Source organism: Hymenobacter lapidarius (assembly GCF_001816145.1).
GTDB classification, from domain to species: domain Bacteria; phylum Bacteroidota; class Bacteroidia; order Cytophagales; family Hymenobacteraceae; genus Hymenobacter; species Hymenobacter lapidarius.
The window spans coordinates 1-13,471 of sequence record NZ_MDZB01000096.1; the positions used below are offsets into that span (position 1 = coordinate 1).

The following is a 13,471-nucleotide window of genomic DNA, read 5'->3' on the forward strand; positions in this document are numbered from 1 at the left end:
GAGGCTTAGCTTCACGGGGCAGAACGGGCAATGGTGTGTAGGAACCCCAAAGGTCGGACTGCCCCGTTTTTATGCCCTAAAGTTTAGTAGGGTAGAGTGGTCATTCCGTAATTTTTCAATTTTTCACCCAACCACCCCTATCCCATGTCTGATAACCTTCAGCCTCGTGGCTCCGACGACTCGACGCTCGCCCAGCCGCTGTACACGCCCATCAAGCGGCGCTCTTTCTTCATGTATGCCGGTGCCACTGCTGGTGCTTCGGCTCTGGTATTAGCTGGTTGCTCGGACGATTCGGACGATAACAAGCCTAATCTGCCAAAAGGCAACAGCACTACGGCCAACGGCGCTATCAGCCTGGGTTCGGGTGATGTGGGAGTACTGAACTTCGCCTACGCTCTGGAGCAGCTTGAAGCCGACTTCTACGCTAAAGTAGCCGCCCTGCCTAACGGCGCTACTATCCTTGGTGCTACCGCATTTACTTTCTTCCAGCAAATAGCCAAGCACGAAGCCATTCACCGCGACTTCTTCAAAGCAGCAATCACCCGGGACGCCGCTGGCCAGACCCTGCGTGGCCTGACCCCGAAATACCCCGCTGCTACCTTCACCGACCGCGCCAACATCCTTGCCACTGCCAAGACGTTCGAAGACCTCGGCGTATCGGCCTACAACGGTGCTGGTAAACTTATCAAAACGCCCGCTTACCTGGTGCTTGCTGGCCAGATTGTGTCGGTGGAAGCCCGCCACGCCGCTTACATCCGCGACTTGGTAACGCCCGGCTCTTTCGCAGCCGACGATGTCGTGAATGCTGTGGGCCTCGACGTAGCCCGGACACCTGCTGAAGTGCTTGCCGCCGCGCAGGACTTCATTACCGAGAAGCTGGATGGTAGCTCCGTTGGCGTTAATTAATTCCCCTTCCCTTCAATCGTAATCAATCTTCGCCATGAATTTCTTCAATATCATTAACAAGCTCTCCGAGGTAGACCCCGATGTACTGGGCCGCTTGGATACCCGGCGTTCCGTGTTCAGCTCGCTGAACACGGTGAGCAAGCGCGCTGCCCTGGCTTCGGCTCCTGCTTTCCTGGCTGCTTTCTTCTCGAAAGCGTACGCTGGCACCTCAGCTGGCGACCCAAAGGAGGTTTTCAACTATGCTCTGACCCTGGAGTACCTGGAAGCTGACTTCTACAACAAGATGATTGCCTCGGCGCAGTTCGCCACGGCATCGGCTGTTGACCAGGCTTCCATCCGTCAGATTTCGAAGCACGAGACGGCTCACGTGAACCTGCTGAAAACCGTTATCTCCGGCATCGGCGGAACGCCGGTTGCTCCGGTTACTTTCAAAGCCGCCACGTTTGCTACCCTCACTACTTTTGCCAAGCAATTGGAAGTAGCCCAGCTGCTGGAAGACACCGGCGTACGGGCCTACAAAGGCCGCGCTGGCGACCTGCAAGGCATTGCCGATGTTACCATCACCGGTGTTGGTACCATCAACCCGCTTCAGGCTGCCCTGCAGATTCACTCGGTGGAGGCCCGTCACGCGGCTCGCATTCGCACCATGCGCGGTCAAACGTCTTGGATTAACGGCGACGGTGACCTGGACAACCAGGAGCACTACAAAGGCGCTATCCCCGAAAGCACCATCACACAGTCGGGTGTAAACCTGACCACTGGCTTGGGCACTACCTACACGGCTAAAGATGCTCAGGCTTCGTTCGACGAAATCCTGACCGTAGCCGAGGTACTTGCTCCTTCGCGTGCTGGTGGCCTGGTTGGCGCTTAAGCAACAGACTGTCCCGCTTCTTTATTGAAGCACCTAGGTTGAAAAAGCCGGTTCCGCGTATGCGGAGCCGGTTTTTTCGTATTCGTGCCTGTCTGACCGGCTTGTGTTCCATCTCAGCGGAGATAATTTAGTACGCCACTGGCTACGTGCCGGGGTTAGCTTTGTGGCCGTTCACTTTTCTGCTTACCCCAATTTTCCTCACTTATGTCAGATTCGCTTCGGCCTACCAGCTCCGATGACAACCAAGGCGCGCAGCCGCTCTACGTGCCCATCAAGCGGCGTTCCTTCTTTGTGTATGCCGGGGCTACGGCGGGTGCTACCGCCTTGCTCCTAGCCGGTTGCAACGACGACGACAGCAACGTTGACGCCAATACAACGGTGGACGTGGGCGCTGGCGATGTGGGCGTATTGAACTACGCCTATGCCCTGGAGCAGCTTGAAGCGGCCTTCTACGCGGAGGTTCTCAAGGGCGGCTACTTCACGGGCCTGGCCCCGGCGGCGGCAGAGCGGCAGATTTTTGCCGACATCGCCCTGCACGAACAAATTCACGCCGACTTCTTCAAAACGGCGTTGGCCGGCAACGCCATCAAGGCACTGACGCCAAATTTCTCCGCCATCAACTTTGGCGACCGCACCAGCGTGCTGACCAGCGCCCGGGCGTTTGAGGACCTGGGCGTGGCGGCCTACAACGGCGCGGGCCGCTTCATCACCGACCCAAAATTTCTGGTGGTCGCGGGCAAGATTGTGTCGGTAGAAGCCCGCCACGCGGCCATTATCCGCGACCTCATCACCCCCAATTCCTTTGTGGCAAACGACGTGGTCGATTTCAGCACCACCTCCGCCACGGCCCGGCAGGAGCGGTCGAAGCTGCCAGCAGAAGTGCTGACCACGGCCAACACCTTTTTGGCCGAAGGCTCGAAAGTGAGCGCCAAAAGCCTGGTGTAGCCCCGGCTGCCTTCCCCTCTCCCAAACTTCGACTTATCCTGCCATTCTTATGGACTTACTTAAAATTTTCTCCGAAATCGAAAAAATCGACGGCGAAGTATACGAGCGTTTCGATACCCGCCGCCGCGTGTTCAGGCACATGGCCGGCCTGGGCAAAACCATCACGGCGGCCACCATGCCCGTGATGCTGGGTGCCATGTTCAACAAAGCCTACGGCCAAACCACCGGCCTGAGCGCCGACATCAAAAATACGCTGAACCTGGCCCTGCAGCTCGAATACCTGGAGTATTACTACTACGATGCAGGCCTGAAAACGCCCGGCCTGATTCCGACGGCCGACGTGCCCGCCGTCACCATCATGCGCGACGATGAGCTGGGGCACATCAACGCCCTCAAAAGCGTGTTGGGCGCCGATGCTTTCCCCGACCCCACGGTAGCGGCATTTGACTACACGGCCAGCAACAGGCTGGCCCCGTTCGCCGCGGCGGCCGGGTACTACGCCACGGCCCAAAGCCTTGAGGATACCGGCGTGCGGGCCTACAAAGGCGGCGCGCCCAAGCTCATGGCCAACAAGGACATTCTGACGGCGGCGCTCAACATCCACTCCGTGGAGGCGCGCCACTCCGCGCACATCCGCATGGTGCGGCGCACGCTGGCCGGCTCCACCAACGGCGGCGACATTGCCGGCGGCGCCAATAACCAGAACCCGAAAAGCTGGGTTTCGCTGCGCGAAAACGGCGGCCCCGTGCCCGCCGTGACGGCGCCCATATACGGCCCCGGCACCACCACCGACTTCCCCGGCGAGGACAACGTGACGCAGGCCACGGTGAACGTGCAAAACACCACCACCTACCCCACCGTGCCCGGCGTCACCCTCACCGATGCCCTGAAGGCTGCTGCGGTCGCCGAGGCGTTCGACGAGCCGCTGGACGATTTGACCGTGAAGGCCATTGTCCGCAACTTCCGCTCGGCAATTGGCGTGGGCAAGGGCCTGTTTGTGTAAGCACCGGATTGCTGGTGAAGCCAGTACCTGCTGGCAAAAAAGGGCGGCCCCGGCGGGCGGCCCTTTTTTTGTGGCCGGTGGTGTGGTGCCGGTCTGTGAGCCAGAGGGGAGTATCTTTGTCGGCAGCCGCGTTTAGGCGGCCTAGCCGATTTTCTTTTGATGACTGATTTGACTTCTCAACCTACTTCAGCTCCCGCCGGCTTGCCGCGCCGCGCCTTCTTGCGCGTAGCGGGCGCTTCGGCGGCCTCGGTGGGGCTGGTACTGGCCGGCTGCGACTCCACCGACCCCCTTCCCGTGGTGCCCGTTAACCCGAACCTGCTGACCCTGGGCGCCGGCGAAACCGGCCTGCTCAACTACCTCTACCTGCTGGAGCAGCTCGAAGCCGCCTTCTACCAGAAAGTAGTGGACGCGCCCCCTGCCGACCTGCTCCCAGCCGACAAAGCATTTTTCGCCGACTTGCGCGACCACGAGGTGGTGCACCGCGAAAGCATTCGCTTCGCGCTGGCCGCCAACGCCTACGATGCCAACCGGACCACTCCGCTGGCGTTCAACTTCTCGACGCTCACCCTCACCACCGCGCGGGGGTGCTGGCCGCGGCGCAGCAGTTCGAAGACCTGGGCGTGGCGGCCTACACCGGAGCGATGCGCCTGGTGAGCACGCCCGCCATGCTGTCCTTCTTAGCCAAAATAGCCTCGGTGGAAGCCCGCCACGCCGCGTTTGTGCGCGACCTGCGCACACCCGGCTCGTTTGCCGGCGATGACGTGGTGGTGAACGCAGCCCCGCTGCAAAGCGTGAGTCTGACCAAAACCCCGGCTCAGGTAATTGAAGAGGCCAAAGCCTTTTTCCTGCCCATCGTGGTATCCACCAGCTCACTGCCCACCACGTAAGCGCCCCCTTTTCGACCGCCACCGCATGAAACTGCTTTCCCTCCTCGACCACCTCAGCACCGCCGATGCACCCGCCGCCGCCGCCCCGCGCCGCGACCTGTTGCACCGCCTTGGCCAGGCCGGTGCCCGCGCGGCCATAGCGGCGCTGCCCCTGGCAGCAGCCCTGCCCGCCCAGGCCGCTCCCACCGATACCACCCTCGATGCCGTCCTGCTGCTACTCAAGCTGGAAAACATGCTGGTGGCTCTCTACACCCAGGCGCTGGCCTCGCCCGCCTTGGCCGGGGCCGCGCAGGCCGCCGTGCGGCCGACTTTGAGCGCATGCTGCGCCACCAGCAGGGCCACGCGCAGTTTTACCGCACCACCCTGCTCACGGCCGGCCTCACGCCGCCCACCGCGCCCCGCTTCGACTTTAGCGGCCGCCGCAACAATGCCGGCAATCCGGAGCTGTTCCCGAACGTGCTGAACGACTACAATGCTTTCCTGCAGCTGGCCCAGCAGCTGGAAGACGCCAGCGCCAGCATTTACCTCAACCAGGTGGCCGCTTTCGCCACCGACCGGCAGCTACGCGATGTAGTGCTACGCACCCAAATCGTGGAAGCCCGCCACGCCTCGCACGTGCGCACCCTGCGCCGCACTGCCACCGCCAGCGTGGCGGTGAAGAGCTGGCCCAGCAACGCCGATGTGGTGCCCAGCCCCACTGTGGTGGTGCCCAGCCCAGCGGGCGGCATCACCCCGCCGGTGTCCATCTACAGCTTCGAAGCCAATGAGGTTCAATTGGTGAGCGCAACCATGGCCGTGCCTTTTCTGGCGGTGCTCACGGGTGCCACGGCGGTGCAGTTTGTGGCGCTGTCCGAGGCATTCGATGAGCCCCTGCCCACGGCCCAGGCCAACGCTCTACTCAGCATATTCGGATAGGTCTATAAGATTTTGGCATTCCTTCCCAAATGAGCGGCCCTGGCCGCTCATTTGGCGTATTGGGGCATTGCGAAGCGCGACCAGTGGCCTAAGCTACTTGCGTTCCTCTCCCTCTTTTTCGTATCTTTAGTACAGGGTGTACGTCAAGCTCTTCCGTAAGGAAAAGGCCGGCTGGCATCCTTCATCTACCCCTTCCATTCGTACTCTATTGCTATGCTGGACTACGTGAAAATGATTTTGTTGAAGGTTAGCTTCAACAAGGCGCTTTTCGAAAAAGAACTGCGTAAAGCCCTGAAAATGCTGCTGCCCGCCGAAGTACCGGACTTCCGCAGCTGGTGCTATCAGCAATTTGCCCGCGTGTATCGCAGAGTTTTGAAGCGGGTGTTCGGCAGCCTCGACGCCGCCGCCCTGCTCACTAGCCTTGGGTAGACGGCACCGATGTGCTTGGCAGAATGGGTAGTTAGCCGTCACTACACGGCTGCTTACTCGCCCTCTAGCACAAACTTGATGTTACGTTTCAGCCCCTCGTAGCCCGTGCGCTTCACGGCCGACTGGCGGAACAGCTCCGTGAATAACTCGTGGGTGATTTCGCGCCAGTCGCCGGGCGTCAGGTCTTTCAGAATGGGGTGCGCCTGAAACTGTGGTTCGTTGTGCGGCTTAGAGAAGCGGTTCCACGGGCATACGTCCTGGCAGATATCGCAGCCGAAAACCCAGTTGCCAAACTGCCCGGCTACTTCGGTCGGAATCTGGTCCTTGAGCTCAATGGTGAAGTAACTGATGCACTTGCTGCCGTCTACCACGTAGGGCTCGGTTATGGCTTGGGTAGGGCAGGCGTCCACGCACTTGGTGCAGGTGCCGCAGTAGTCCCGGATGGGGCCATCGGCGGGCAGCACCACGTCCACAATCAGTTCAGCAATGAAGTAGAAGGAACCGGCGCCGGGCGTTATCAGATTGGAGTTTTTGCCCACCCAGCCCAAGCCGCTTTTTTTGGCCCAGGCCTTGTCCAGCACCGGGGCGGAGTCCACGAAGCAGCGACCACCAATCTGGCCAATTTCGGCTTCCATGTCGGCCAGCAGTAGCTTCAATTTGTCTTTGATGACGAAGTGGTAGTCGCGGCCGTAGGCGTACTTACTGATTTTGAGGGTATCGTCGGCCTGCTGGTCTTCCGGCGCAGGATAGTAGTTGAGCAGCAGGGAAATCACCGATTGGGCGCCATCTACCAGCAGGCGCGGGTCAAGGCGCTTATCGAAGTGGTTTTCCATATAGCCCATCTTGCCGTTCATGCGACGCGTGAGCCAGGTTTCGAGGCGGGGCGCTTCTTCTTCCAGAAACTCGGCCTTGGAAATGCCGCACGCCATGAAGCCAAGCTCCGCCGCGCGGCGCTTAATGAAAGGGGCCCATTGGGACTGTAGGAGCATGGGCAACGGTTGGAATGTGCGAAAATAAGAGACGCGCCGCTGGGGGCGGCGCGTTCCGTCTTTAAACCGATGTAAAGACGCGACCCTTCGCGTCTGGGCGTTGAACGATGTAATGTTGCACGTCCCCGGAGACGCGAAGGGTCGCGTCTCTACGTCAGTCTATTAACTTGTTATCTCGTCGAACAGGCTGCCTGAGTTGCCGCGCATATTTTGTGGCAATAGGCGGCCGAGGTGCTGATACGCGGCCTCCGTAGCCTCCCGGCCGCGCGAGGTGCGCTTGATGTAGCCTTCCTGAATCAGGAACGGCTCGTACACTTCCTCGATGGTTTCGCCTTCCTCGCCGCAGGCCGTGGCGATGGTGCTGATGCCCACCGGACCACCTTTGAACTTGTCGATGATGGTGGTGAGGATGCGCTTGTCCATGTCGTCGAGGCCGCGGGCGTCCACGTCTAGGGCGTTGAGCGCAAACTGGGCGATATCAACGGTGATGGTGCCATCGCCTTTGATTTGGGCAAAGTCACGGGTGCGGCGCAGCAGGTTGTTTGCTATGCGCGGGGTGCCGCGCGAACGGCGGGCAATTTCGAAGGCCGCGTCTTCGTGAATGGGCGTGCCCAGGATTTCGGCCGAGCGGTTCACAATCGTTGTCAACAGCTTGGAATCGTAGTACTCCAGGCGGGCCGAGATGCCGAAACGGCCCGCAACGGCGCCGTGAGCATGCCCGAGCGCGTGGTAGCGCCCACGAGGGTGAAGGGCGACAGCGAAATCTGCACCGAGCGCGCATTCGGACCCGAATCGAGCATGATGTCGATGCGGTAGTCCTCCATTGCCGAGTACAGGTACTCTTCCACCACGGGGTTGAGGCGGTGGATTTCGTCGATGAACAGCACATCGTGCGGCTCCAGGTTGGTGAGCAGGCCGGCTAGGTCGCTGGGCTTGTCCAGCACCGGACCGCTGGTCATCTTGATGCCCGAGCCCAGCTCGTTGGCGATGATGTGCGAGAGCGTGGTTTTGCCCAGGCCGGGAGGGCCGTGCAGCAATACGTGGTCGAGGGCATCGCCGCGCTGCTTGGCGGCGGCCACGAACACCTTCAGGTTTTCCAGAATCTTTTCCTGGCCCGTGAAGTCGTCAAAAGACAACGGCCGCAGGGCTTTATCGATGTCCTTGTCGGTGGCGTCAAAATTCTCGTTGCCGCCAGTCAGATAAGCTTCGCGCATGATGATATTGCTAAAATGATTGGTTGCTTGTTGCTAAGCTTATGAGTAACTATGTTGCGGCCAAAAAAGCTCCTTTTAGTCACAAAAATAAAGTCATGCCGAGCGTAGCCGAGGCATCTCGCTCGCTTCGTTCAACGATTGGATTAGTACAGCATGCGAGATGCCTCGGCTACACTCGGCATGACTTTATTTTCATGCTTTCCCAAACCAGCCTTACTCGTGCAGCAGCACTTCGATGTCCAGGTGCAGCCAATCAGTCTCCCAGGATTTGTGGTTGAGGCGGGCCGACACGTTTTTGCCGGCGTCGAGCAGGCGGGCCACGGTTTCGTTGCGGCCCTCGGGCAGGTAGCCCAGCCACACGTTGGCGGGGTCGGTGGCGGGGGCGGTGTGCACCTGCACGGCCCAGTCGTCGTAGTGGCTATCGGGCTCGCGGGTGAGGTGCAAGGCCTGCCCAACGCTCAGCTTCGGCTCGTATTTCTCCAGGTTGGGGCGGTGCGAGGTGCCGGCCACGAGGCATTCGAGCAGCACGAGGGGTTCGGAATCGGTGACGATTTTCATCATGGGGCCAAATTACGCGGTGGGGACGGGTTCTGCTGCCGCCGTAGGGGCTTCCACAGTCGGTGCGGCCGCGAAGCGACTGTGGCGGTACTTTTCCTTGAGGTACCGGTTGCAGGGGATTTCTACGTATTTGTGCAGCAGGTAGCTAAGACCCAGGCTTATCACAAAGATGACGCCCGTCAGCACATAGCTGTCTTCAACAAAGTCGTATACGTCGTTCCGGCTCACCACGTACCTGATTACCAGTTGGTGAATCAGGTAAAAGCTAAAGCTGATTTCGCCCAGCAAGACCAGCGCTTTGCCGGAGAGCAAGGCCGATATATAGCCCCGGCTGTGCGCGAAGGAGAAGATTACCAGGGCCATGGGCACCCAGTAGTAGCAGGAATAGCGGTACACCACCGGCACATAGTTGTGGTAGTGAAACACCGCCACAAACGCCCCGACCGAGAGCAGCTCCATGGCCGTGGCCCCCGCCCGGGACCGGTACAGCCGCCCCAGGTAACCGGCCTTGTACACCTGGTGCAGGAAGATGCCGAGCACAAAGTCAACAATGCGAAAGAAAGGATTGATGTAGAGGTATTTATGATGTCCCTGGCCGGGCGAAAAATACATAAAGGCCGGGATGGCCAGAAAAAGCAGGAAGCTGTACCGCAGCAGCGCTTTGTTTCTGATAAAGAGGAGGATGATGAAGGGAAAAGCGAAGTAGAAGAACATCTCATCCGAAATACTCCAGGAGGGCGCGTTGTAGGCGAAGAAGTAGTTTGGGTCGGGCACGAAGCTGTGGATGAGGGCCGCATTGGCCAGAAACGCGACCACGGAAGCGGCGGGGTCGGCAAAGAAGTCGCTGGCCTGTTCGGTGTTTGCTATTTCCAGGACCAGCGCCAGCAGCAGCGTGAGCAGGTGCAGCGGATACACGCGGGCAATGCGGGCCACCCAAAACTCCCGGAACGAGACCTTGCGGCTCAGCAGCCGGTCGTCGTAGTTCAACGACAAAATGAAGCCGCTCAGAATAAAGAAGAAGCTCACCCCGATAAAGCCCTCGCCAATTACGCTGTAGTGCCACTCTTTGAATTGCGGGTACTGCGCGAAATCAAAGAATTGCAGGTGGTCGCCAAACACCATGAGGGCAAACAGGAAACGTAGCGAGGTGAGCGGTTTAATCATCGGCGAGGGGCAAGCCCAACTGATTTTCGGTTATCCGGCAAGTGGTTGGGCAAAGCTACGGGAATGCGTAGCGCCGGACTTAAAGCTGCCCGCGGGCAGAAGTTGCCGCTGTTGCTTAGGTTGCGGGTGTTATTACCCGACGTTACGCAGTTGTTGGGCTGGCGCGCGTCTGCGACGCGTTGCCGACTGGTTTCGAGCCTGCGGCTCGGGCGGGCGTTTTTTACGGGCCTGCCTGGACTCATTCGCCGGCGAGCCGCAGGCTCGGCGCCAGTCGGCAACGCATCGCAGGCGCGCGCCAGCCCGGATTAAACGGCGTCGCCGCATATACGCGCCAGCCGCTTACATTTGAAGTGGTACCTCCGGCCGGGGACACCGCCTTCTTTTACATTGCTACGGAAACTGCTTATGCGTCACTCCTACCGCTGCCTCTATCAAGTCTTTTGCACCGCCTTGCTGCTGGCTCCACCTAGCGTGGCGTTGGCTCAGGCCCCCGTCATCACCTCCATCATTCCAATGGCCAATGCGCGAGCCGCAGCCCGTAACACACCCCTCACTGTGAGTTTTAGTCAGCCGCTGGCCGCTGCTTCGGTCGGTGCCCTAAAGGTATTTAGCAGCCAGCGCGGCGGGCTGCGCACGCGCGGCGCCACGCCGGCCGTGGTGAGCGGGAATGCCTTGAGCTTCGCGCCCACGGCCTATGATTTCCGGCCCGGCGAGACGGTGCAGTACACCGTGACTACGGCAGCGGCGAGCAGCGGCGGGGCGCTGGCGCAGGGCCGGGTGGGACAGTTCACGGCGGCGGTGGGGGGCACTGGGGCGGGCACTTTCGCCTCCAGCTTTCAGGTCACAAATGCTTCAGGTAACGCCATTTATGATTCTGTGGTAGGAGATATAGATGGCGACGGCGACTTGGACCTGGTTACTGCTAATTTCTCAAGCGGCACGTTGGGCATACGCCTTAACACGGGAATGGGCTTGCTTGGCAATATGCAGAATATTCGCCCAAACATTGGCAACGCAGCCAGCATTGCCATGGGCGACGTTGACGGTGATGGCGACCTGGATATGGTGGTCGGAAATTTCTTTTTTTCCGAAGCAAGCGTGCTTGTAAATAATGGCCTTGGCGCATTCATCAGCGGCCAGCCTTTCTTAACAAGCGGCGGCGATGTAAAGAGTGTAGCGCTGGGAGATATGGACGGAGACGGTGACCTGGACTTACTTACAAGTGGTAATTCGGGGTCAGGGATTCAACTTAATAACGGTGCTGGCTTTTTTGCGAGTCCTGTAAACATACCCACAGCCCGTTTTGCAGTCGATATCGCGACAGGAGACCTGGATGGTGACGGCGATTTAGACTTGCTCACCGCAAATGGTTTTGGTGGGGGAATTGCGGGAACAGTGAGCATCCGCCTGAACAACGGTTTCGGCACCTTTAGTGGAGCCGTTGATTTGCCAGTGGGCCAAGACCCCCAAAAAGTGGCGCTGGGCGACGTAGACGGCGACGGCGACCTGGACCTGCTGGTCGCTAATTCTTTTTCGAGAACTGTAAGTATTCGCCTAAATGATGGTTCGGGCACATTTACTGGTAACCAGGACGTGTCCACAAACGGCGCAACAGGTTTGGTGGTAGGCGATGTTGATGGGGACGGCGACTTGGACCTTCTGGCGGGTGAAGGCAGCCCACTGAGCATCCGGCTCAACGATGGCAGTGGCACTTTTGGTGGCAGTCAATCCGTCAACATAGGCCGAGGCATTGGCAACGGCAACTTAGTACAAGGAGACTTGGACGGCGATGGTGACCTCGATTTTATAATAATCGACTCCTTCAGCAATTCTACAATCGGTGTTTATTTAAACGGCGGCATCGGCCCGCTGGCCACTACTGCCGGCCACTCCCCGGCCGCACTGACCCTCTCCCCCAACCCCGCCCACGGCGCCGCCACCCTCACTGGGGCCGCACCGAAGGCCCCGCTCGCCGTGCTTGATGCGCTGGGCCGGGTGCTACTCACCGCCACGGCAGATGCGGCCGGCACTGCCCGCTTGGCACTGCCCGAGGGGCTGCCGGCGGGCGTGTACGTGGTGCGCTGCGGCGAGGCGGTGCGGCGGCTAGCGGTGGAGTAGCAGATAAAAACATTTAAGAAGCCCGGCTACGTAAGCAGCCGGGCTTTTTGGTTTGATTTGAAAGCGTCGCCCTACTTAAACGCCTGAATGCCCGTGATATCCGCGCCGGTGATGAGCAGATGGATGTCGTGCGTGCCCTCGTAGGTAATCACCGATTCCAGGTTCATCATGTGGCGCATGATGGGGTACTCGCCCGTGATGCCCATGCCGCCGTGAATCTGGCGGGCTTCGCGGGCTACGTGCAGGGCCATTTCCACGCTGTTGCGCTTGGCCATGCTGATTTGGGCGCTGGTGGCTTTGCCTTCGTTTTTGAGCACACCCAGGCGCCAGGCCATGAGCTGGGCCTTGGTGATTTCGGTAATCATCTCGGCCAGCTTTTTCTGCTGGAGCTGGAAGCCGCCGATGGGCTGGCCGAACTGCTCGCGCTGTAGCGAGTACTTCAGGGCCGACTCGTAGCAATCGATGGCCGCGCCGATGGCGCCCCAGGCAATGCCGAAGCGGGCCGAATCGAGGCAGGAAAGCGGGCCTTTGAGGCCGTCGATATTGGGCAGGATGTTCTCCTTGGGGATTTTCACGTCCTCAAACACCAGCTCGCCGGTGGTGCTGGCGCGCAGGCTCCACTTGTTGTGGATTTCGGGCGTGCTGAAGCCCTCCATGCCGCGCTCCACGATGACGCCCTTGATGCGGCCCTGCTCGTTTTTGGCCCAGACCACGGCCACCTGGCACTCGGGCGAGTTCGAAATCCAGAGCTTGGCGCCGTTCAGCAGGTAATGGTCGCCCATGTCCTTGATGTTGGTGGTCATGCCGCCGGGGTTCGAGCCGTGGTCGGGCTCGGTGAGGCCGAAGCAGCCCAGCCACTCGCCGCTGGCCAGCTTGGGCAGGAACTTCATGCGCTGCTCTTCTGAGCCGTAGGCGTAGATGGGGAACATCACCAGCGAGCCCTGTACCGAGGCCGTGGAACGCATGCCGGAGTCGCCGCGCTCAATTTCCTGCATAATCAGGCCGTAGCTGATGTAGTCGAGTCCGCCTCCGCCATATTCCTGCGGCACGGTGGGGCCAAAGGCGCCCACGTCGCCAAACTTCCGCACGATTTCGGAAGGGAAATGCGCGTCTTGGGCCCACTTCTCGATGTTGGGCGAAATTTCCTTCTTAACGAAGTCGCGGATGCTTTGCCGAATGAGCAGGTGCTCTTCGGTCAGCAGGCCATCGAGGTCGAAATAATCGGTAAAGCCGTTGGCGTTGGTGCTGCCCTTCTGGGCAGTGTGGGCTTTGGACTCCGGGGACAGGACGTCGGCTTGGGAAGACATAAGGGGTGGTGAGGTGGGATGTTAGCGCAAAGATAACAAGCTGACCGAGGGCGTGGTTCTGCGGAGCTTTTGCCCACAGCCAGCCGTGGCCGATAGATTTGCGGCAAGCGTCGCAATAATTTCGCTACTTACCCCCCCAAACGCGACCTTCGCCGTAGAACTTGT

14 protein-coding genes and 1 pseudogene are annotated in these 13,471 nt (G+C 59.9%); 10 read left to right on the forward strand and 5 right to left on the reverse strand.

The genetic code is table 11. From position 1 onward, the window contains the following. The first annotated feature begins 144 nt into the window (after positions 1–144). From BEN47_RS07725 to BEN47_RS07755, 9 genes are all read left to right on the forward strand, one after another. The gene (locus tag BEN47_RS07725; protein ID WP_083322236.1) at positions 145–906 is read left to right on the forward strand and encodes a ferritin-like domain-containing protein; all 762 of its coding nucleotides are present in this window, start codon (positions 145–147) and stop codon (positions 904–906) included. A gap of 34 nt (positions 907–940) precedes the next feature. Next, on the forward strand, positions 941–1,777 hold the full coding sequence (locus BEN47_RS07730; protein ID WP_070726918.1) for a ferritin-like domain-containing protein: 837 nt from the start codon (positions 941–943) through the stop codon (positions 1,775–1,777). 204 nt (positions 1,778–1,981) lie between these two features. After that, complete coding sequence (locus BEN47_RS07735; RefSeq protein ID WP_070726920.1) at positions 1,982–2,722, forward strand: ferritin-like domain-containing protein; 741 nt, start codon at positions 1,982–1,984, stop codon at positions 2,720–2,722. Between the two features lie 49 nt (positions 2,723–2,771). Further along, positions 2,772–3,725 carry a ferritin-like domain-containing protein gene (locus BEN47_RS07740; RefSeq protein ID WP_070726923.1) on the forward strand — a complete coding sequence of 318 codons (954 nt, stop codon included), beginning with the start codon at positions 2,772–2,774 and terminating at the stop codon, positions 3,723–3,725. Between the two features lie 159 nt (positions 3,726–3,884). Further along, a complete protein-coding gene (locus tag BEN47_RS07745; RefSeq protein WP_083322237.1) occupies positions 3,885–4,379 on the forward strand; it encodes a ferritin-like domain-containing protein in 495 nt (164 codons plus the stop codon). Further along, positions 4,346–4,612 carry a ferritin-like domain-containing protein gene (locus BEN47_RS22455; RefSeq protein WP_262490387.1) on the forward strand — a complete coding sequence of 89 codons (267 nt, stop codon included), beginning with the start codon at positions 4,346–4,348 and terminating at the stop codon, positions 4,610–4,612. The genes BEN47_RS07745 and BEN47_RS22455 overlap by 34 nt, the downstream gene beginning before the upstream one ends. Before the next feature lie 25 nt (positions 4,613–4,637). Continuing rightward, positions 4,638–5,075, forward strand: a complete 438-nt coding sequence (locus BEN47_RS22020) for a hypothetical protein (protein ID WP_239691535.1) — start codon at positions 4,638–4,640, stop codon at positions 5,073–5,075. Continuing rightward, complete coding sequence (locus BEN47_RS07750) at positions 4,976–5,527, forward strand: ferritin-like domain-containing protein (RefSeq protein WP_239691539.1); 552 nt, start codon at positions 4,976–4,978, stop codon at positions 5,525–5,527. The genes BEN47_RS22020 and BEN47_RS07750 overlap by 100 nt, the downstream gene beginning before the upstream one ends. Before the next feature lie 213 nt (positions 5,528–5,740). Then, positions 5,741–5,956 (forward strand): hypothetical protein, encoded by a 216-nt coding sequence (locus BEN47_RS07755; RefSeq protein ID WP_070726927.1) that lies wholly within the window; start codon positions 5,741–5,743, stop codon positions 5,954–5,956. A 53-nt stretch (positions 5,957–6,009) separates the two neighbouring features. Here the strand turns inward: BEN47_RS07755 and queG are convergent, their stop codons facing one another. From queG to BEN47_RS07775, 4 genes and pseudogenes are all read right to left on the reverse strand, one after another. Beyond that, entirely contained in the window at positions 6,010–6,945 is a 936-nt protein-coding gene (gene queG, locus BEN47_RS07760; protein WP_070726929.1) for a tRNA epoxyqueuosine(34) reductase QueG, read from the reverse strand. Positions 6,946–7,107: 162 nt separating this feature from the next. After that, positions 7,108–8,159, reverse strand: a pseudogene (gene ruvB, locus BEN47_RS07765) (Holliday junction branch migration DNA helicase RuvB). Between the two features lie 213 nt (positions 8,160–8,372). Further along, positions 8,373–8,720, reverse strand: coding sequence for an HIRAN domain-containing protein (locus BEN47_RS07770; RefSeq protein WP_070726931.1), 348 nt, complete (start codon positions 8,718–8,720; stop codon positions 8,373–8,375). Between the two features lie 9 nt (positions 8,721–8,729). After that, positions 8,730–9,881 carry an acyltransferase family protein gene (locus BEN47_RS07775; RefSeq protein ID WP_070726934.1) on the reverse strand — a complete coding sequence of 384 codons (1,152 nt, stop codon included), beginning with the start codon at positions 9,879–9,881 and terminating at the stop codon, positions 8,730–8,732. Positions 9,882–10,286: 405 nt separating this feature from the next. Between BEN47_RS07775 and BEN47_RS07780 the strand changes: the two genes are divergently transcribed. Further along, a complete protein-coding gene (locus tag BEN47_RS07780) occupies positions 10,287–11,999 on the forward strand; it encodes an FG-GAP-like repeat-containing protein (RefSeq protein ID WP_070726936.1) in 1,713 nt (570 codons plus the stop codon). 71 nt (positions 12,000–12,070) lie between these two features. Here BEN47_RS07780 and BEN47_RS07785 read toward each other — a convergent pair whose 3' ends face one another. Then, entirely contained in the window at positions 12,071–13,306 is a 1,236-nt protein-coding gene (locus tag BEN47_RS07785; RefSeq protein ID WP_070726938.1) for an acyl-CoA dehydrogenase family protein, read from the reverse strand. Positions 13,307–13,471: the final 165 nt, after the last annotated feature.

Bases quoted from the DNA above. Each gene is read 5' to 3' on its own strand.
- BEN47_RS07725 (WP_083322236.1), top strand. From the start codon at position 145: ATGTCTGATAACCTTCAGCCTCGTGGCTCCGACGACTCGACGCTCGCC.
- BEN47_RS07730 (WP_070726918.1), top strand. From the start codon at position 941: ATGAATTTCTTCAATATCATTAACAAGCTCTCCGAGGTAGACCCCGAT.
- BEN47_RS07735 (WP_070726920.1), top strand. From the start codon at position 1,982: ATGTCAGATTCGCTTCGGCCTACCAGCTCCGATGACAACCAAGGCGCG.
- BEN47_RS07740 (WP_070726923.1), top strand. From the start codon at position 2,772: ATGGACTTACTTAAAATTTTCTCCGAAATCGAAAAAATCGACGGCGAA.
- BEN47_RS07745 (WP_083322237.1), top strand. From the start codon at position 3,885: ATGACTGATTTGACTTCTCAACCTACTTCAGCTCCCGCCGGCTTGCCG.
- BEN47_RS22020 (WP_239691535.1), top strand. From the start codon at position 4,638: ATGAAACTGCTTTCCCTCCTCGACCACCTCAGCACCGCCGATGCACCC.
- BEN47_RS07755 (WP_070726927.1), top strand. From the start codon at position 5,741: ATGCTGGACTACGTGAAAATGATTTTGTTGAAGGTTAGCTTCAACAAG.
- queG (WP_070726929.1), bottom strand. From the start codon at position 6,945: ATGCTCCTACAGTCCCAATGGGCCCCTTTCATTAAGCGCCGCGCGGCG.
- BEN47_RS07770 (WP_070726931.1), bottom strand. From the start codon at position 8,720: ATGATGAAAATCGTCACCGATTCCGAACCCCTCGTGCTGCTCGAATGC.
- BEN47_RS07775 (WP_070726934.1), bottom strand. From the start codon at position 9,881: ATGATTAAACCGCTCACCTCGCTACGTTTCCTGTTTGCCCTCATGGTG.
- BEN47_RS07780 (WP_070726936.1), top strand. From the start codon at position 10,287: ATGCGTCACTCCTACCGCTGCCTCTATCAAGTCTTTTGCACCGCCTTG.
- BEN47_RS07785 (WP_070726938.1), bottom strand. From the start codon at position 13,306: ATGTCTTCCCAAGCCGACGTCCTGTCCCCGGAGTCCAAAGCCCACACT.